The 18888-nt window shown below is 54.4% G+C and carries 12 protein-coding genes; 1 reads left to right on the top strand and 11 read right to left on the bottom strand.

The window, feature by feature from the left end; all coding sequences use genetic code 11:
- Nucleotides 1-168 precede the first annotated feature (168 nt).
- From ABIE48_RS13875 to ABIE48_RS13860, 4 genes are all read right to left on the bottom strand, one after another.
- Nucleotides 169-831, bottom strand: a complete 663-nt coding sequence (locus ABIE48_RS13875) for a hypothetical protein (RefSeq protein WP_145157374.1) — start codon at nucleotides 829-831, stop codon at nucleotides 169-171.
- 100 nt (nucleotides 832-931) lie between these two features.
- Nucleotides 932-2074: an NAD(P)/FAD-dependent oxidoreductase gene (locus tag ABIE48_RS13870; RefSeq protein WP_192714210.1), complete on the bottom strand. Its 1143-nt coding sequence runs from the start codon at nucleotides 2072-2074 to the stop codon at nucleotides 932-934.
- 98 nt (nucleotides 2075-2172) lie between these two features.
- Complete coding sequence (locus tag ABIE48_RS13865; protein WP_145157372.1) at nucleotides 2173-2601, bottom strand: GNAT family N-acetyltransferase; 429 nt, start codon at nucleotides 2599-2601, stop codon at nucleotides 2173-2175.
- 19 nt (nucleotides 2602-2620) lie between these two features.
- Entirely contained in the window at nucleotides 2621-2971 is a 351-nt protein-coding gene (locus tag ABIE48_RS13860) for an NUDIX hydrolase (RefSeq protein WP_192714211.1), read from the bottom strand.
- A gap of 485 nt (nucleotides 2972-3456) precedes the next feature.
- Between ABIE48_RS13860 and ABIE48_RS13855 the strand changes: the two genes are divergently transcribed.
- Nucleotides 3457-4761 carry a catalase gene (locus ABIE48_RS13855; RefSeq protein WP_354520631.1) on the top strand — a complete coding sequence of 435 codons (1305 nt, stop codon included), beginning with the start codon at nucleotides 3457-3459 and terminating at the stop codon, nucleotides 4759-4761.
- A 239-nt stretch (nucleotides 4762-5000) separates the two neighbouring features.
- Here the strand turns inward: ABIE48_RS13855 and ABIE48_RS13850 are convergent, their stop codons facing one another.
- From ABIE48_RS13850 to ABIE48_RS13820, 7 genes are all read right to left on the bottom strand, one after another.
- The gene (locus ABIE48_RS13850) at nucleotides 5001-6137 is read right to left on the bottom strand and encodes a glycoside hydrolase family 88 protein (RefSeq protein WP_192714213.1); all 1137 of its coding nucleotides are present in this window, start codon (nucleotides 6135-6137) and stop codon (nucleotides 5001-5003) included.
- Between the two features lie 109 nt (nucleotides 6138-6246).
- On the bottom strand, nucleotides 6247-10449 hold the full coding sequence (locus tag ABIE48_RS13845; RefSeq protein WP_192714214.1) for a glycoside hydrolase family 2 protein: 4203 nt from the start codon (nucleotides 10447-10449) through the stop codon (nucleotides 6247-6249).
- Nucleotides 10442-11122 (bottom strand): hypothetical protein, encoded by a 681-nt coding sequence (locus tag ABIE48_RS13840; protein ID WP_192714215.1) that lies wholly within the window; start codon nucleotides 11120-11122, stop codon nucleotides 10442-10444. Before ABIE48_RS13840 ends, ABIE48_RS13845 begins: the two co-directional genes overlap by 8 nt.
- A 247-nt stretch (nucleotides 11123-11369) precedes the next feature.
- On the bottom strand, nucleotides 11370-15146 hold the full coding sequence (locus tag ABIE48_RS13835; RefSeq protein WP_192714216.1) for an Ig-like domain-containing protein: 3777 nt from the start codon (nucleotides 15144-15146) through the stop codon (nucleotides 11370-11372).
- A gap of 136 nt (nucleotides 15147-15282) precedes the next feature.
- Nucleotides 15283-16791 (bottom strand): ABC transporter substrate-binding protein, encoded by a 1509-nt coding sequence (locus ABIE48_RS13830; protein WP_192714217.1) that lies wholly within the window; start codon nucleotides 16789-16791, stop codon nucleotides 15283-15285.
- Nucleotides 16792-16830: 39 nt separating this feature from the next.
- The gene (locus ABIE48_RS13825) at nucleotides 16831-17715 is read right to left on the bottom strand and encodes a carbohydrate ABC transporter permease (RefSeq protein WP_089547239.1); all 885 of its coding nucleotides are present in this window, start codon (nucleotides 17713-17715) and stop codon (nucleotides 16831-16833) included.
- A 15-nt stretch (nucleotides 17716-17730) separates the two neighbouring features.
- Nucleotides 17731-18765, bottom strand: a complete 1035-nt coding sequence (locus ABIE48_RS13820; protein WP_192714218.1) for an ABC transporter permease — start codon at nucleotides 18763-18765, stop codon at nucleotides 17731-17733.
- Nucleotides 18766-18888: the final 123 nt, after the last annotated feature.

The following is an 18888-nucleotide window of genomic DNA, read 5'->3' as shown; positions in this document are numbered from 1 at the left end:
CTTTTGCCTCCTGCTTAAGAATCCGACATGTTTGAATATGTTCTTACGATGGGAAAAATAGCCGGATTTTATGCAGTTTAATGGGAAATAAGACGATGTTTATTGGTTGCTGGGCAAACGATAAACCAAGAAAAAAAGCCCGCTATCAAGCGAGCTTTCGAAAAAAAACTAATCCACGCCGATCATGAGCCCGGTATCTCCGGGATCTTTCAGCCAAATGGACGAGATCGCCCATTGGTCATCAGCAGGTCCAAAACCCTTCTCAATCGTGAGCATTGCTTTGCCTGTGCCTTCCACGCCTGCGGAAGTCACCAGCGGGTAATCGAAGGAGATTTGCACTTTGCCGTCCGACAATGTCTTGGTAGTCGTATTGGTGACCGTGCCCATATGAGGACTGGAACCCCCGGTAACCCAGAAATTGTCCTCAAACTGCTGTTTGGTTTTGGCCTGCAGCGCGGGAGTCATCACCGCGTACTGCATCGGTCCGCTGCGCTTCTGGACACCGCGGATCCAGGTCTTGGCGGCATCTTCCGGCGTATCGGCCTGCAAGGCGTTCATGAAGCCGCTCACCTGCTGGGAGAGCTTGCTCGCCTCGGGCAATGACACATGAATGCCGTCGCTCTTGTACTCCACTTCGCCTTTCAGCTGCTCCACGATGGCCCGCAGCGAGACCATGGCGGTTCCGTTTTCGATTTTCAATTTCATAAAAGTATTGGCGAACTCCGCCCCATTGATAAAAATCCGCGGCCCGGCCGACACCGCCAGCGCAGAGCCCGACAGAATGACAAATGCCGAACTCGCCGCAATGAACACCTTCAACCGTTTCTTCATGGATCATTCTCCTTTATATACGCCATTGGAGACGTATTTATATGTATAGATGTCATTTCTATTGTAGAAGAATGGCGCTCCATGAAGGGTTACGTTCGGGTTACGATTCGGTTAACGAACCCTCATCAATGGCTTTGCGGATATCGTAATCGTGTATGTCGATATCAAGCTCCACGCCTTGCGCCAGCTTAGCTAACTGATAGCCGATAAAAGGCCCCATCGTCAAGCCGGATGCACCGAGCCCGTTCGCCGCGAGCAGGCCACTCCAGCCCGGAACGGCACCAAGCACCGGCAAAAAGTCGGATGTAAACGGGCGGAAGCCGACCCTGACTTCCTGAAAGGTGCCGTCCGCCAATCCGGGCGCCATGGTTAATCCTTTATTCAAAATCTCCTGCATGCCGCCTGCCGTCGTTCTTATATCGTAGCCTTCCACGTCATTTTCATGAGTTGCCCCGATCACGATCTTCTGCTCGTCGAAAGCAAGCAAATACTGATCCGAAGGAGGCATGACGACTGGCCATGTGCCTGTATCCTCATGATTCTCGAGCTGGAGATGCATGATTTGCGCCTTTTGGTAACGGACGTTAAAGCGGACACCGAGCGGCTGCAGGAGCTGTCCCGCCCATGCACCTGCACAGATGATCGTGCGGTCCGCCGCATATTCGTCGGGTCCGACCGATACTCCGCTCACCCGGTTCCCGTCCGCCAGAAGCTTCGCATCCCCGTGAATCACAACGGCCCCGTGCCTTTGGGCAGACCGAATCAAAGCGTCACGCAGGGCACGGCCGTCGACCCGGGCGGCGCCGCTGATCCGAACCGATTGATAGCCCCTCTCCAGCAGCGGAAAGCATTGATGGGTTTCTTCTTCCGAAAGCCGGGTAATACCGCCGATTTCTGGCGCATCCGCTTTGCGCTGCAAAGCCCGCTCCTCCATCTTCCGGATTTTCTCCGGGTCCTGGTGGACGCTGAGGGCACCAACCTTCGCATAGCCCGTCTGAGTCTCGCCTTCCGCTTCCAATTCCTCGATTAACCCGGGATAAAAAGCCGCCCCTGCCTTGGCGAGCCGGTACCAGGCCTGATTACGGCGCTGCGACAGCCATGGGCAAATGATGCCCGCGGCGGCATCCGTCGCCTGTCCTGGATCTTTACGGTCGATGAGAAGGACGTCCGCGCCCATTTTTGCCAGCTGATAAGCCGTCGATGCTCCCAGGATGCCTGATCCGATGATGATATATTTCTTCATAATTACATTCCTTTCTTGATGCCTGTTACCCCATTATAGCGAACACTTCTCTTACAGAGGAAATTCGGGCTGATCTTTAGGTTTTCCTGAATGTACTGTTACAAATATTTTTTAAAGCCTTTGCTGACAGAGCCGTCATATCCTTCGCGTTCGAAAAATTGATGGGCCCGGACTCGTTTGGAATGGCTGAGCAGCATGATTTTGTGACAATGCAGTGATCTGCAATGTTCTTCGGCATATTTCAGAAGGGATTGGCCGATATTCTTGCTGCGGTGGTCCTCATGAACGACGATGTTCTCGATCAATCCATAGGGCAGGGTCCCATGCATGGCTTGAAGACAGATGTTCAGCGTAAGCGTTCCTAGCAATGCCCCTTCCTCTTCATAGACCAGCAGAAAATTGGCGGGATCCATTCTGATTTTTTCGATCTGGTCTTCCAGCACATTCATTTTCTTGCTGTTCGGCACCAGCATTCTGTACAAGTTACTCAGTTGTTCCCTATCTTTGGATTCCGCTTCACGGATCATAATATGTTCTCCCTCCGATCTATCTGACGGCTCTATTTTTAATATGTTTGACCCCTGTCGTATGATCTAAATGTCTGATTTCCGAAGCAACAAATTCAGGAATGACGGTATACTGATCAAGTTCATCGATATCGATCCACCGGTTGACAAATCCATCTTCCATGCCTTGAAATTCTTCAACATGATGATATATGGAATGATCTCTTGGCAAATTCACAAGAAAAAACATCCCCAGCTCGTGAACCTTACGATCCGGAAAGTCTATAAAATTTTCGATTATCCATAAAAGCTTACGGTCATAGATTGGTGCCCCATATTCTTCCATCATTTCACGTTCTATCGTTTCCTCTGTGGTTTCACCGAATTCCACTCTGCCGCCGGCCGGGTATAAACCACAATTGATTATGTTCTGCTCTTTGCATCAGTATCTTATCTCTATGGAGGATAATGCAAGCAGCCCTAAACTGAAATGTATTTGTACCGGTCTCAAAAGATATCATCATGTTATTTCATTCCCCACCCTTGATAATAATTTATAAAGTTTCTTTTGAGAGGCTTATTTATGACATTCCAGCTAACCTATAAGCGACTATATTTCGATACACAGCGCCGCGAAACCTGCAGTGACATATGGATGTCCACTCATATTTTCATTGGTAGTCCGCATAAACCATATAGGAGAGAAGTCATGAATATGGAGGTTAAGGAATGAACGATTCCCATCACAACGGTGCTGCCCCTCAGACTGGCAATACAGCGAACCGTGAACCCAATTCAGCGGTTCCAAATCAGGGGAACGACAGGCCGCATAGCGTTAACCAGTCCTTACCATGGGCAGAGGATCTGCCGGCCGCGATGCACTCGCAGACGGTTGGCGAACGTGGGCCTGTCCTGGAACAGGATAACATTTTGCATGAAACGCTGGAAACCTTTGTACATAGCAAAATCATTGAGCGTCCCGTCCACGTAAAAGGCTTTGGCGCATTCGGTTATTTTGAGACAGTGCATTCCATGACCGACTATACGATGCTCAGCTTTTTGCAGACGCCCGGTCAGCAGGTTCCCGTCACGGTTCGCTTTTCCCTCGCGGTCAGCAATAAAGGCACACCGGATACTTCGCGCAATGTACGCGGGTTTTCCACCAAGTTTTACACTGAACAGGGGGTATTTGATTTGTTATGCAATCATATCCCCGTCTTTTTGGTTCGAGATGCCGTCCGATTCCCGGAATCGATCAAGGCCTTTCTTCCCTCGCCGAAAAACAACCTGATCGATCCCGAACGCTTCTGGAGCTTTGTAGCCAGGGCGCCGGAATCCACCCATTTCCTCGTTTGGCTCTACTCGGACGTGGGCACGGTGAAGAGTCTCCGTCATATCAAGGGTCACAGCGTGAGCACTTACGTGTGGAAAAATGCAAAGGGCATGCGTTTTTATGTAAAATACCACTGGATGCCATTAGCCGGCGAGCAGTACATCGATCGGCAGGAAGCAGCCCGGCTGGCGGGTGAGAACCCGGATATTGCCGGTCAGGATCTGTACGATACCATTGCCGCAGGCAAGACCGTGGAGTACGGGCTGTATGTGCAGCTGATGAATCCCGATGATGCGGCGCATCTTCCGTTCGACCCGTTGGATGATACCAAAGTATGGGACCAGCAGCAGTACCCTCTTCGTCCGGTCGGCCGCCTCGTATTGAATCGTAACACGGACAATTATATGGGACAGGTCGAAAAGATTGCCTTTTCCCCGTCCAATCTGTTGGAGGGAGCCGAATTGTCGGATGATAAAATGCTGCAGGGCCGCGCCAACATTTACTGGGATTCCCAGCGCAGGCGGTTAGGCCCTAGCTTTCGCAGCATACCGATCAATCACCAGGAGAATTGGTCTCCGGCTTCCCTGGTGACCAGCGGAAATGGCAGATACGTGGAGGGCAAGCTCGAACGGACCGACATCTCCAAACCGGATAATTTCACCCAGGCCGGGGAGTTTTACCGCGCCATTTCACCAGTACAGCAGGAGCACTTGGTGGATAACCTAGCAGCTGATTTAAAAGGAATATCCCATGAAACGCAGCGGATCGTATTAAGTTACTTGTACGAAGCATCTCCGGAGCTGGGTGAAAGGGTTGAGCGGCACATTGGTTTGAAAGGAAAAGGCTGAGACTGAACAAGGAATCATTTCGAGGATCGTTTCGGGTATGCCATACGTCTGAGTTTGGTAGACGGGAGGGGGGATACGTTCTTTAACGTGTCCCTTCTTTTTGTGCTCAGCAGTCTATCTCAGCGAACTTTTGTCGTTCAGCGGAAACAGGAACAGCATGAACAATGGCAAATGGCGGCACAATGGCCGCCACCTTAGATCGTACTCCATTATCGTTTACATTGATTTCGACCCAGCGTTTAGAGCGACCTTTCGTACCAATACCCGGGCGAGCGGCCATCCAGACGCATCAGTGCTTCAAGGAAAAAATAATCGCCCCAAATGACGAAATCATCCGGCGAAATTCCCCCTCTGACAAAGTAGGAGCCATGCCGCAGGAACCCCTCTTCCTCCGTGCTGCCGGTCGTAAAGTAACTGTTAGCCATCGAGACGACGGACTGCTCCGCAAACTCCTGAAAAGATGCACGCTCAGGATCCGAAGCATCCAGATGCTCAGCCAGCTCCAGCATTCCGCATGCCGCAATGGCCGAAGCAGAGCTGTCCCTCGGTTCACCCTGCTGCTGCGGGGCGTCAAAATCCCAATAAGCCACAAGATCCTCCGGTACGTGATCTATAAAATACCGTGCCAGCTGCTTAGCCGTGTCTAAGAAATACGGCTCCTTCAAATAACGATAGGCAAGCGCGAAACCGTAAATGCCCCAAGCCTGCCCGCGAGACCAGGTGGAACCGTCCCTGAAGCCCTGATGCGTACCCCCGCGGATCGAATCACCCGTTTGCGGATCGAAGTAGAACGTATGGTATGATGATCCGTCCCCCCTTACGAGAAATCTCCGGCTCTTGTCCGCATGAATGCGGGCGATCTCGGCATAGTGAGGGTCCCCGGTCTGCTCGGACGCCCAATACAGAAGCGGAAGATTCATCAGGCAGTCGATGATGATGCGCCCGCCGTTTTCCGGGTCCCCTTCCGGACCCCACGCCTGAATGATTTGTGCGGATGGCCTCCATCGTTTTAAGAGCAGGTCGGCTGCTTGCAAGGCTGTTTGCCGGGCATCTTCATTCTGCTCGACAATCCAGCCTGCAATGGCGGACAGAGAATACAGGAAGCCGATATCGTGGTGCTGCAAGTGACTTTCCTGCTGCAGCCTCTCCTGAAAAGAACGGACACTTTGGACCGCTGCTTGGTGGATATCCGGATCTTTACCGTATTCGTAACTCAACCATAAAATGCCGGCCCAGAAGCCTTCCGTCCAATCGGTATGATTCACCAGCTGATATTTGCCATCTCCGTGGCTGACATGCGGAAATTGGCCTTGAAAGCGGGCGATGTTGGCTTTCGTGGTTAACAGCGTTTGCTCGATCGTTGCGCTCCAGTTCATAACAACCTCCTGAAAAATGATGAAATAGGGTCTCTGTGTTGGATCTATGGGATGAAGCCCCCTATAAAGATGCAGTTAAACCTATTCGGCAGCACGCCTGCGTACCTGCCTATTTCGGCTCGACTTCGTCCAGCGTCAGGCGGAACGCCAGATCCTTCATGTACGTACCGTCCCGATTCAGGAAGGTCATGCCGAAAAGAAGGTCTCCCGCTGTCCCGCGAACGATGGCGATGAACCGGTTCAGCCCGCCCTTCAGGATGATTTCCTGCTCAGGCCTCGAGACCTTTTCCCCGTTTATATAAATCTCGAACCACGCCTCGGTGTTGATCCGCAGCTTCCCCTGCCGCATCTCGTTTTCCTTCCCGGACACCAGGATGAAACAGCTGAGGAACCATGGCGTGTCTCCAGCGTCCGCTATGCGAAGCATGCCGTCATCCGGGCGCCGTTCCTTCTTCTGCATCCATCCGTACAAGCCTTCGCCCAAATTGTTCAACGAAAATTCGGGGTCCGCGTGATAAGCTTTCATCGCTTCGTAATCGACATGCGGCGGACAAGGCAGGGCCATCACCGCTTCCACAGCCCACTGTGCATCTCCCTTCTCGCTCGTAAGCAAGCCGTCATCGAAGGCAGCTCCGAGATTGGCGAGCAGGCGCGAATACAGGCGCAGCGCCTTGTCGCTGCCGGGATCGGGCAGCAGCTGAGAGCATACCACGCTTCCATCGCCAATCTTGGCTTCGATCACGAATGCCCCTGCGGGCACGGCCTTAACGCGATTCAGTTCCACCAGCGCCAAACGGCTGTACTCCGCCGTGTAGCCGTTCACGAAGTAGTCCTTCCAGGCGGTGCCTTCCACGCTGCGGCACAGCACCTCCGTTCCGGGTGCTTCGATCTTGTGGCTGGCCAGCACCCGGTTGACCACGTCGCGCGGCGACAAGAATACCTTGTCGTAACCGAACAGGTCAACCGGGCTGATGCCGCGCATGGCGGCGCCGTCATCCGCCGCCAAGTGATACGCCTCGTGCGGCGCTACCCGCACGGGGCGGTCCAGCAGGCGCGCCAGCGCCGCCTGCTGCGGGGCTTCCGCCGGCAGGACGAGCACGCGTCCGCCGGCTTCGGCGTGGCGCCGGACGGCCTCGGCCGCGCCCGGCGCCTCAAGCAGGCAGGCTTCGGCCACCAGCAGGCCGAAGTCCTGCCCAGGCGGCATGGCGGCATGCCGGCTATGCCCGCCTGCGTCCGGCGCCGGGGCGATGCCCTGCGCCGGCCCCCCTGGCGCGGCGGCAGTGCCCGCCGACGCGAGAAGCGGCGCTGCTTCGCCAAGCGCCGTGTAGTTCAGCCGCAGCTTGTCGAGGAAAGCTGCGGCCGCTCCGCCGGCGCGTACCAGCGCGGCCGTGCGGGCGGTTTCGCCTGCGCCCGCGACATCGGCTCGCCCGGCGTAGGCGATCAGGTTCCGCAGCAGCAGGCAGGCCTGCGGAACGCGCGCGACATTCGCCATCAGATCGAGCTGGCTCGCGATAAACATGCCTGTGCCGCTGCGGTATTCCAGCAGCGGTGACCACAAGTCTCCACCGTCTCCGAAATCGCCTGCACCGCATTCGAGCAGCAGCGTAAAGTCGCCGATGACCGACTTTTCAAAGGCCGCATGAATGATCGGCAGCGGTCCTTCTTCCCGCAGCTCCTCATGCCAGAACATTAAATCCTCATCGCCGATTCCCTTCAGAACCGGATGGCAGTAGCTTCCTGCATGGGCGCGGATGAATGGCCTGCGCGACAGCGTCAGCTTGCCGAGCGACAGCTGGTTTTGCTCCAGCAGAATGAGACGGCCGCCGCGTTCCACGAATGCCTTCAGCAGCGCCTCCAGCCCGCCGTCCGCATCCTCGGCATAGGTGCCGATGATGAGTAAGCTGTCCGCCGGCAGTCCGGCCAAGCTTTCCCGCTCTATTACTGCGCATTCAGGGATCATCCGGCAGATCATGTCATATTCGCCGGCCGGCCCCCAAAAGAATGCTTCCCGGCCGACTTCTACCGCTTCGCTGCGCAGCCGGGCTGATACCAGTCTGTATTCGATACGCAGCTCATGCACAAGCTGCCCGTCATGCAGCAGCTGCGCGGTTAGCTCAGCCCGTTCTTCTGCATCCACAGATTCCGGGGTCCATTGCAGCGAGATGATTTGGTGCTCAGCCGGAGCTTGGCGGAAGTCAAAGCTTTGCTCGTGAACCAGCCTCCCTCCCTGCCTGATCCTGCATTCCACCCGGACGTCCTGTGCGGCAAGCGTATCGTTGTACACGTCGAAGCTGCGGTGAACCGGTGCATCATCGTAAAAACAGTGATTGTATTCGGCCGCGATGATGGTGGCCGGCTTGAATGCGCTGGCCATGATGGCAAAGGCCGGATTTGGAGAATAAGCCGGATACTCTTCAGGCAGCAGACCGTTGTTCAAGGTCAGTGAATAGGCAGGGATCCGCTTCGGCTTGACGCCGGGCTGGCAAAGCTCGCCGGGACCGGTTGGCGGTAAAATTACGTCGCGGTCAGGCATAGCCCGCATGAAATAATGCGCAAAGTTAAAGGTCGAAATGCCGGATACGCCCTGGCGCCGAGCGTATTCCACAAACAGCCGCTCCTTCTCGGCAAGTCCGGCCGTGCTCTCATCTGTCCCGCAGTAGGCTCGCAGTCCGACATACATACTGCTGTTCTGCGGGCAGATGTACCACCACCCGCCATGCTCGCCGAACGTCAGCGGAACGTCACGGTCCCACTGGCCGATCGTGCCGTCGATATTGTAATGGCGGCTCTCCACCTCCGTATCTTCTTTCGATAGAAGACGGTTGTCTCCTTCAGCAAGAATCGGCCGCGTCGGATCCAGCTCGCGGATGGCGGCCATCAGGCCGGGAATATGCGTTTTTAAACCGTCGCGCCCGTCGACCCAGCGCATCTCATTCTGTACGCTCCACAAGATGACGGACGGGTGGTTTTTGTCCCGCTGCACAAGGCGGCGGACATGGTTCCGGCAGTTTTCCAGGTAAGCCGGATGGTCTGACTGCATCGATTTGCCCGAGCCGTATATCGCGGTTTCATCCACGATGAGCATGCCTTCTTCATCGGCGATGCGCACGTAGTCCTCAGGGTACGGCTCGGCATGCAGCCGGATGCTGTTCACGCCGACGGAGCGGCACATCCGGTACCAGTTCCGGATGTAGGCTTCCGTCTGCTGCACCCCGCCTTGAAAATGCCAGGAATCTCCGCGCAGATTGACCGGAATGCCGTTCAGGACAAACTGCGGTCCTTCGCACCAAAACTCCCGGAACCCGAACGTAATATGACAGCGGTCGATGACCCGCTCATCCACTAGCAGCTCAAGCTTCGCCCGATAGAGGAATGGGGAATCCGGACTCCACTGATGGGCGTCCGTCCAATCCAGTATGAAGGAGGCACGGTATGCTACCCCGTCCCGCTCGTTTTCGCACAGCCTTGGCAGCTGAATAACGGCACCGTCAACAGGAACGGCCGCTGCACTCGCTGCAAGAACCGGATTTGGAGCCGGATGAGTCAAGGATGCTTGGGCATACTCCACATGATGCTCATTCCCGTTCAGCACGCCAAGCTCCCGTACGACAAGCCTGACCTGAACCGTATTCTGCTCCATTTCTACCGAATTGTGCTCTATCTCGGTGGAAGCTCCTCCGGCAATCGCTTGCACTTCCAGTTTCCCATCCCGGACAGACGTGCGGATGGTGACGTCTTCCAGAGATAATTCCGGATAGCTCTCCAAGTAAACATCCTGCCAAATGCCGCGGCAAACGGTGCCGAACCAGGAACCGGTAAGGCCGGTCACTTTTTGCGATCCGGACGGAAGGGTCACGCGATCAAAGCTCCCGCAAACGACGTGCAGGTGGTGTTCACGATCCGTCTGCACCCGGGACGTAATATCCAGCCTGAGCGGCAGGTAGCCGTCCTCCCATACGGCGATTTCCTCCCGGTCCAAATAGATAACGGCCTTTTGCATAATGCCGTCCAGCCGCAGCACGATTCGCTGTCCGGCCATGTGGTCTGGAAGCCGGAAGCTCCGGTGCAGCACGCCCGCCTCGGCGGCGTCCCATTCCTTCGGATAATCGTACAGATCCATCGGGACGTATTCATGTTCGGGAATGTCTCCGAATGACCGGCCGAATCCCTGCTTGTAGGTCCGCCTCCAGCTGGATGGGACCTGAACTTTATGCTGATCGTATACGATGTTTTCCGGCAGGCTTCGGCACCGGGGATGATCATACAGCGGCATGAAATCCCAATCTCCGTTCAGACATAGCGAGTTACGCATGTTGTGCACCCCTTCTTTCGGCCGGGCAGCGCACTTCTAGCACAAGCATCAGCTTGCGCCAAATGTCCTGCCCGTCAGGAGCCCCCTTCCACTTGATAAAATGAGGCTCCATCACCTCTGCCCAATTTTCAGGCTTCAACGACGTTTTCAACCGGCCCTCATAGGGCGCAGGCATGAGCGTCTCCGGAAGCTCCGAGTAGAAAAACAAAACGTTCTCGTGCATGCCGATCATGCCGTACTTATCGCCGTCCCCCGGCTTTTCCTCCTGGTATTGGTAGTGATAATATACATAGCTTGCCGTCTGCTCCGGCTTTAGCAGAGCAATTCTTCCATAAGGCGTGCGTTCCTTATAGAGACGGGCCCACTGCGAATTCGACACAGGGTGCTGGTAATGAAAAATATCAGTCATCGGTACCCAGCGTCTCCCCGGTGCGCCTCCCGGCCATTCTGCAAGTCGCTGTCCGGTTTCATCCAGCAAGCTTTCCGGGAGAATCGGCGTGTCCAGACATTCATAATATAGAAACAGCTGTTCTTGATCGGCAAATAGGCTTAGATTGGCGACCTGAAGCCGCTCCATCGCATCAGCAAGCGAATGCTCTCGTTCCTGGGCTCGAAAAAAAGAGCTCGGACTGCCTTCTCCGTCCCAGACGGCTCGAAATAAACATCGAATCATGTTGTCCCTCCTTGAGGTGGTTTTTGGTTTTGCCGTGCTAAAAATCTTTGGGTATCCGAGAATCGCGCTTATCCGTGAATTTCGCGCTGCTCACATTTAGCACGATTTTGCCATGGAAGGTATACCGTATTGTCCTTGAATAGAATTGAATTGAACCTCTTGATTGCTGCACCGGACCTGGAATTGTAAAAGCGCCCCCTCCATGCAGGGAGAGAGCGCCGAAGAAACCCTTAAACACCAGTAAGCTTTAAGGCACTACCGAGAAACGAATGTTGTCGAACAGCATGTAATCGAATCCGCTCACATAGAAACCGACTTTGCCGGAAGGTTTATGTCCCGGATCGGTGCCGGACAGCCTCAGTTCCCCGTTCACATAGAGCTGGATGTCGCCGTCTTTGACGACCGCCTTGACGTCATATTCCGTATCCGGCTGCAGGTCTTGCGTAGGCAGCGCCTCTTCCTTGATCTTCTGCCAGGCGGTGTCGTAGAGCATCCATGCCGAGGTGCCGTCAGACTTTGTTTTGTAGCCGATTCGCGTGGAGCCTGCGGTGTCCTGGCGGTCAAAAATGTACAGCACCCCGTCATTTGGCATAACCGCAGGCGTCTTCAGCTTGAATTCAAGCTGGTAGGACGAGAAGTTTCGATCCAGCAGACCGGTGGCGCCGTTTAAGATTTTATAGCGGCGGTTCCCGTCCGGATCGGCTGCTATACTGCGATTAGGATCGACTGGCCAGCCGTTTCCTCCAGATTCAAAATCGGTCTCATGCATGACGTTCGAGACGGTGACCGCGATATCCGCCTTGATCATTGGGTTTACCTTGGATACGGCCGTGATGACTGTTTCGCCCTCGTACACGGCGCTCACGACACCCATGTCGTTCACTTCGGCCACCGCAGGATTCGCGGATTGCCAGGTCACATCCGTATCCGGCGTATCCGCGGGATCAAATGTCAGCTGGAGCTGCTTGCTCTCTCCGGCAGCCAGCCGAACCTGGTTATCCGCCGGGATCATGCCAGCAAGATCTGTAGTCAGCGCCTTGAACTGGATGTCATCGAACAACATGTCGCTGACGTTGTTAACGTAGAACCCGACTTGACCCTCCGCGTTATGTCCCGGATCGGTGCCTTTCAGCCGGAACCCGCCGTTCACGTACACGCTGATGTCGCCGCCCTTGACGAGCATTTTGACGGCATATTCCGTGCCCGGCTTCAAATCATGCTCAGGCATCTTAACTTCCTTCAGCACGGACCACGCCGAGTTGTACAGCAGCCATGACGATGTTCCGTCCGCCCGGGTTTTATATCCAATACGGCTTGAACCGCTGCCCTCCTGGCGGTCGAAAATATACAGTGTTGCATTTTCGCCGATGGTCGCCGGCGTCTTCAGTTTGAAGGTCAGCTCATAATCGGAGAACTTTTTGCTGCTCAGCGCGGACGCGCCGTTAAGTAACTTGTACCATCGGTTTTCATCCACTTTCACGATGCTCCGGTTAGCATCCACCGGCCATCCATTTGCACCGGATTCGAAATCGGCGAAGTCCATAATGCCGTCGCCGGCTTCAACGGTTACATTTACTGAAGCCGTCAACTGCGGATTTTCCACAGATGCCACAGTGATCTCGGTTTGGCCGACAGACTGTCCGGTAATAACGCCGGCGTTATCGACCGTTGCGATTTCCGGATCGGCGGATGTGAAAGACAGAGCCGGATGATCTGCGTTCCACGGCAGGACCGCGGTTTGCAGTTTGACCGTTTTCCAGCGGTCGACCGTCACATCGTCGTTGTACACGGCAACCCCCTGTACAGGATGGCTGTCCTGACCTGTGCTGGTGCCGGCTCGGCCGTTAATGCCGATTTCTCCGAATGGGATGTTGGGAAAGCCAGGTATGGCGCTGAATACAGCCGCATCCGGCCGCAAGGACAAATCTCCGTCCGCCAGGTCCACAAAGCCCGGATCCTCCGTCGTAACGAAGTTATTGGCATACTGAACCAGCCCGAATTTGTCATACGCTCCGTTGGCATTGGTCGTCGTGCTGCGTGGAATAGTCGGGTTGTAGATGACATTGCCTTGGAACGTGTTCGTATCGGGATAATAACGGTTTTCTGTAAAGAAGTTGGCCAGCTCTGGATACTTGGTCAAATAAGGCGTTCCGACAAAATCGTTGTTGGCGGCGAACAGCGCCTGCCATTTGGGCATGTAGTTTTTCGGGATTTGATTGTCCGGCTGATCCCCAAGGTAGATGTCCGCGTAATCATACGGAACTTTACTGTCTACGAAAATATTGTTGCGGGACAAAATATGTGTGCCGCCGTTGTTTTTGATCGCCGAGTTGCCCATTTTGTAGAAGATGTTTTCGTCGATCTGAAGCCCCATGGTGAAATTGTCGGGATAGACACCCTCAACGCCGGCCTTGCTTTCTCCAATATTGTGAAAATAATTCCTTCGGATGACGGTACCCCGCTGCTGCGGTGTTTCGCCCGCGTTCATGTAAATAGCCCCGAGATCCGAGAAGGTTTTGCACACATCGTATATGTTGTTGTACTCTACGACATGGTCGTTGCCGAAGATCAGCACGCCGGGATGAGGCGCGTCATGCAGCTCGTTATGCGCCATACGGTTGCCGACCCCGGAGAGAAGAACGCCCGGATTGTAAGCTTTATGGTAATAAGCAAAATCATGAATGTGCGAATTTTCAACGACATTGTTTCCCGGCTGCAGGGTCGTTTTGTCGCCGCCTGTCAGTGTGACCGCGGTCCCGCCGATATGGTGGATATGCGTGCTGACGATGGCATGATCCGTTCCCGGCACGCCCTGAAAATCATTGTAGTAGAACCGGCTTTGCGTATTGACCAGCACGCCGCTGTTCGTGAAGTTGCGGATTTCGCTGTTCAGAATACGCACGTGGCTGCCGCCCATAATAACCGCTGCCGAGTCGCGTCCATCTTCCATGACCAGCTCGGAAAAGTCGATGTACGAAGCGTTCAGCGCATTGATCATCGGCGTTTTCAGCATCGTAACCTCGATCGTCGGATTCGCCGCTGTAAATTCGGCGTTCGGCAAAAAGTACAGCTTTCCCGCCTGGCGGTCGATGTAATACTCGCCCGGCATATCGATTTCTTCCAGCAGGTTTTGCGCAAAATGAAAATCCGGATACCAGTTTTTGAGCAGGCCGCTCATCTCTCCGTAGCGGAGGGTGATGGTTTTGGCGGCTGTGTCAATGGAGGCGATTTTGTTGTAGGACCATTCCCAGCTGTAGCCGAATATTCCGTCCAGCCAAATATCGTCCGCCTGGGTCCAGTACTGGGGCCGGTCATACGAATAGGAAAAGGTTCCTCCGCGCGTATGTACCTCCCCGTTCGGATCTTTCCGCGTCGGACCCGGATCGATGATTTCATCCATCTGTACCGTCCCTTGGTTCGGCCATCTCGCTAAAGTCATTCCCTGCCCGTTGACGTACAGCTCCATCGGCGGAACTTTGCTCAGATCGTTGGCAAGATAGTAGCCGTGGCGGCTTTGCTCGCCGTAATCGGTAATCCCCTGGCCTGCCAAGTCGGCCACCAGCACTTTTGGTCTTGCCTCGGGACTGATGATCCGGTTAAGAATCGCTTGATCGGTGACTGGTGTGAAGGCGGATTTTTCAATGCGTTTCGATCCGGACACAGTCACCTTTTCGCCCGGATAAGCCGTATACCTAATCGGCTTCCCGGCTTCGCCGGAGTCCTGATCGTTCAAATCAAAGCTGCCTGATCGTTCGTACCGCCCCTCACGCAGATACACCGTCACGCCGCCGGGGGGCAGGCCATCTTTCGCTTTCAGCTTCCGGATGGCATCCCTTGCCTTCTCCAGCGTTTTAAACGGATGGTTTTGGGATCCATTATTCGTGTCGCTGCCAGTTGTGGCTACATACAGCGATTTTCCCGTTGGTTTGGCGACGGCTTCCTCCGCTGCAGCTGGCGGCGGAGACGGGGTAAACGTGATCAGCACGATGGCTGCGAGAACCGCGAGCAACCGTTTTTTTGCCATGGCTTCTCTTTCCTTTCAGCATGGATTAGGGCCGGCCCCGGTCCCGTTGTATGCTTCAAATGAAGCCGCCCATGACAGCAGGTTTCTCCCCGTTATCCGTGCGCCGCTTGCGCTTCTCTGCCTTTAAATGAACTTCTTACTTTTTCAACCCCTTGTCTTTCAGGAATTGTTCAAACTGTTTCTTCACCTCCTCCACATACTTATCCTCGCCCGCTTCCTTCAGCTTGCCGTAGAGCACCGGCCAGGTTTCGTCAAAATCAAGCGTCCCGGTCACAAGTCCGCGTTTGTATTCGCCCCATACCGCGTTCAGGTTGGCGATCTCCGTGCTGACCGGCTCCGAATTGAATTTGAACGCCCCGACCGGATTGATTTCGGCTGTTTCGTTGATCTTCTTCGTTTCCTCCCAGACGTTCTCCGGCTGGCCTTCCTTCAGATAAGAATTGAATACGCTGCCGAACACCCAGTCCATATTCGGTTTATATCGGGAATCCGGGAGTGCGCTAATGTATTCGCCGGACTGCTTCTCGTAATGAACGCCTTCCAGGCCGTTGCAGAGCAGATTGTACAGCTCCTTGTCGGTGTTCACGAGATTCAGCAGCATCATGGCCCGGTCCGGATTCGGCGAAGTGCGGCTGATCGATTGGTTGGTGGTCGCCGAATAACCGTTGGAGAACCAGTTGCTGAGCGGGATGATGACCACATCGTGTCCGCCGTTTCTCGCCTTGACTTCAGCTTCGACGCCCGGTTTCAGGACGATATGATAATCCACCGCGATCTTGCCTTTGAAGTCGCCCGATTTTACGGTCGCCGCATCCTTGTAAATGAAACCTTCCTTGTACCATTTGCTGGCCAGGCGGAAATTGTTCAGCTCCTCTTCCGGATAACGTTGAAGCGTATAGGTCGGGTCATCCGTCTTGATGTAGAAGTGGTCATCGAGCCCCGGCACGATCCAATATTTGTCGTCATGCACCTGCGGATTGATATAATCAGTGCCGAAGATACCGAACGGGATCATATCCGGTTCGTTGTCCTTGATCTGCTTCAGGAACGGTTCAATGTCCTCAATCTTTTTAATCTTCGTGGTGTCCAGTTTATACTTGTCGGCAAGCTCCTTCAGCACGATAAATCCATAGCGGGAACCGTTGATCTGCTGGTTGGGAATGCCGTAGATCTTGCCATCGACGGACAGGCCGTCCCACATCACCTGCGGCACATCGGATTTCAGCTCCGGCGCGTATTGATTCAGCAGATCGTCAAGCGGCTGTATAGCTCCTTTGCGTACCAGCTCCTCCGGCTTCAGCATATAGCCGGTCCAGAGAATGTCGAACTTCTCGCCTGCTGCAAGCACGGTGTTCATTTTCTGCACGTAGTCGCCGATAGAGACTGGCATCAGCTTGACGGTAGCGTTGATCTTTTCTTTGACGATTTTGTTGACTTCGTCCTGCACTTTCTGCTGATCGGGCTGGAGCTGGGACAGCGGATAATACCAGGTCAGCTCGACGGGTTTCAATCCGCTTTCGTTCTTCACATCCGTTGATCCGGCCGATTCTCCACCGCCGTCCGCGCTTTTTCCTCCGCCGCATCCGGCAAGGACGGTCGCGGCCAGCAGGATAAACGCCAGCACCCCAAACCACTTTTTCTTCATCTGTGTGACCTCCTGTTTTTATAATTGCTTGCGTGTATGTTAACCCTTGAGGGAGCCAACCGTAAGCCCTTTCACGAAAAACCGCTGGAAGAACGGGAAGATGATCAGCATCGGTCCGCCGGCCAGCACGGCGATCGCCATCCGGGCGGAATTGTTCGGGAAGCTCGCCAGGTCGATACCCAGCTGCGTCGCAAACTCGGTATTCGTCGTGAGAAATTCAATGCTGTTCAGCGTCCGGACCAGCAGCAGCTGCAGCGGTACCTTACCCGGATCGTCGATGTACAGCATCGCGTTAAACCAGTCGTTCCAATAGGAGAACGAGATCAGCAGGCCCAGCGTTGCCAATGCCGGCGTGGACAAAGGGAGAATGATGCGGAAGAAAATCCGGAATTCCCTCGCCCCATCCATTTTCGCCGATTCGATGATCTCAAGCGGTATCTTAGACATGAAACCTTTCATGACCATGATGTTGAACGGCGACAGCAGCACCGGCAAAATGAGTGCGAGCAGGCTGTCTTTGAGGTGCAGGTACTGGGTCATTAGAATATAGGAAGGAACGAGTCCCCCGCTGAACAGCATCGTGAAAAATACGTAAAAGGTCGTCATCCGGTTGTAGCGGTAATCCGGCCGGGATATGACGTAAGCGGTCATCGCGGTCAGCAGCAGGCCGACGAGCGATCCGATCACCGTGACGGTGATCGTAACCCCGTATGCCTGGATCATCACGTCCGGGGCATCCAGCAGATAGCGGTACGCCTCCAGGCTGAACGATTTGGGGATGAATTGATAGCCGTCCCGGGACAATGCCTTCTCATCCGTAAGCGATACGGCGATGACGAGCAGAAACGGCAGCACGACTAAGACGGACAGGATGATAAACAGCAGGTTGATCAATACTTTCGACAGCTCCAATGTTTTTGTCACCTTTAGGTCACCTCCTTACCATAAAGAATGGTCGGGATTGATTTTGCGCACAATGCCGTTGGCCAGCAGAACCAGTACGAAGCCGACAACCGATTGGTAAAAGCCCGTTGCCGCGGACATGCTCACGTTCCCGATTTCCCGCAGCGCGCGGTACACGTAAGTATCGATAATATCGGTGGATCCATACAGGAAACCTGAGTTGTTCGGAATGAAGTAGTGCAGACCGAAATCGCCGCGGAACATGTTGCCGATGGACAAAATCAGCAGAATGATGACGAGCGGCGACAGCAGCGGAATGGTGATCTTGCGGGCCATCTGCCATTTGGTCGCCCCGTCGATCCGCGCCGCTTCGTAATATTCTCCGTTGATCCCCAAAATTCCCGCGAAATAGATGAGCGTATTGAAACCTACGGCCTTCCATAAATGAACCAGAATGAGAATGACCGGCCACGGCGCCGCGTTCTGATACCAGCTGACCGGATCCATCCCAAACGCTTGCAGCGTCCGGTTGATCAACCCGTCCGCATGGTTCAAAAAAGCATACGCGACGTAACCAACCAGAACCCAGGACAGGAAATGCGGCAGAAACAAGGCGGTCTGATAGAACTTGCTCCATTTCTGCTTGATTTCGTTCATCAAGATCGCAAGCAGCAGTGCAGCCACGGTGGTCACCAAGATGTAGGCGGCATTGTACAGCACCGTGTTGCGCGTAATCCGCCAAGCCGTATCGGTAGAAAACAAATACCGGAAATTATCGAGTCCCACCCATTTGCTGCCGAAGATGCCCAGATCGTACCGATAATTTTTGAAGGCGATGATGAGCCCCACCATCGGAATATAGGCGAATATCAGCTTATACAATATTCCCGGCAATGAGAGCAGGAACAGCTCCCGGTTGTTACGGAAATGGCGCAGCTCGTTCCGGATGATCGATTTTTGCTTGCGCTGCTTTGGCGGCACGTCCGGCGAGGGTAGCAATCCGGTTTGTCCGGGTTCTGGCGCCACCCGTCTGTTTTCTGCGTCACCCGCCAGAGAAACCTTATTCAACATATCGTAAGCCCCTTTCCTCCTTTGCGCTCTGCCTGGTGTCAGGCTTTGCACGTCTAACGATAACGTAAAACCCTTACTGCTGCGTACTGTACAATTGCAGGATCACTGTACTGGCGGGCTGTA

The organism is Paenibacillus sp. OAE614, from assembly GCF_040546645.1.
In the GTDB taxonomy this organism is placed as follows: domain Bacteria; phylum Bacillota; class Bacilli; order Paenibacillales; family Paenibacillaceae; genus Paenibacillus_AQ; species Paenibacillus_AQ favisporus.
The sequence above is the reverse complement of the archived record's forward strand: the minus strand, read 5'-3'. Positions and strand labels throughout refer to the sequence as shown.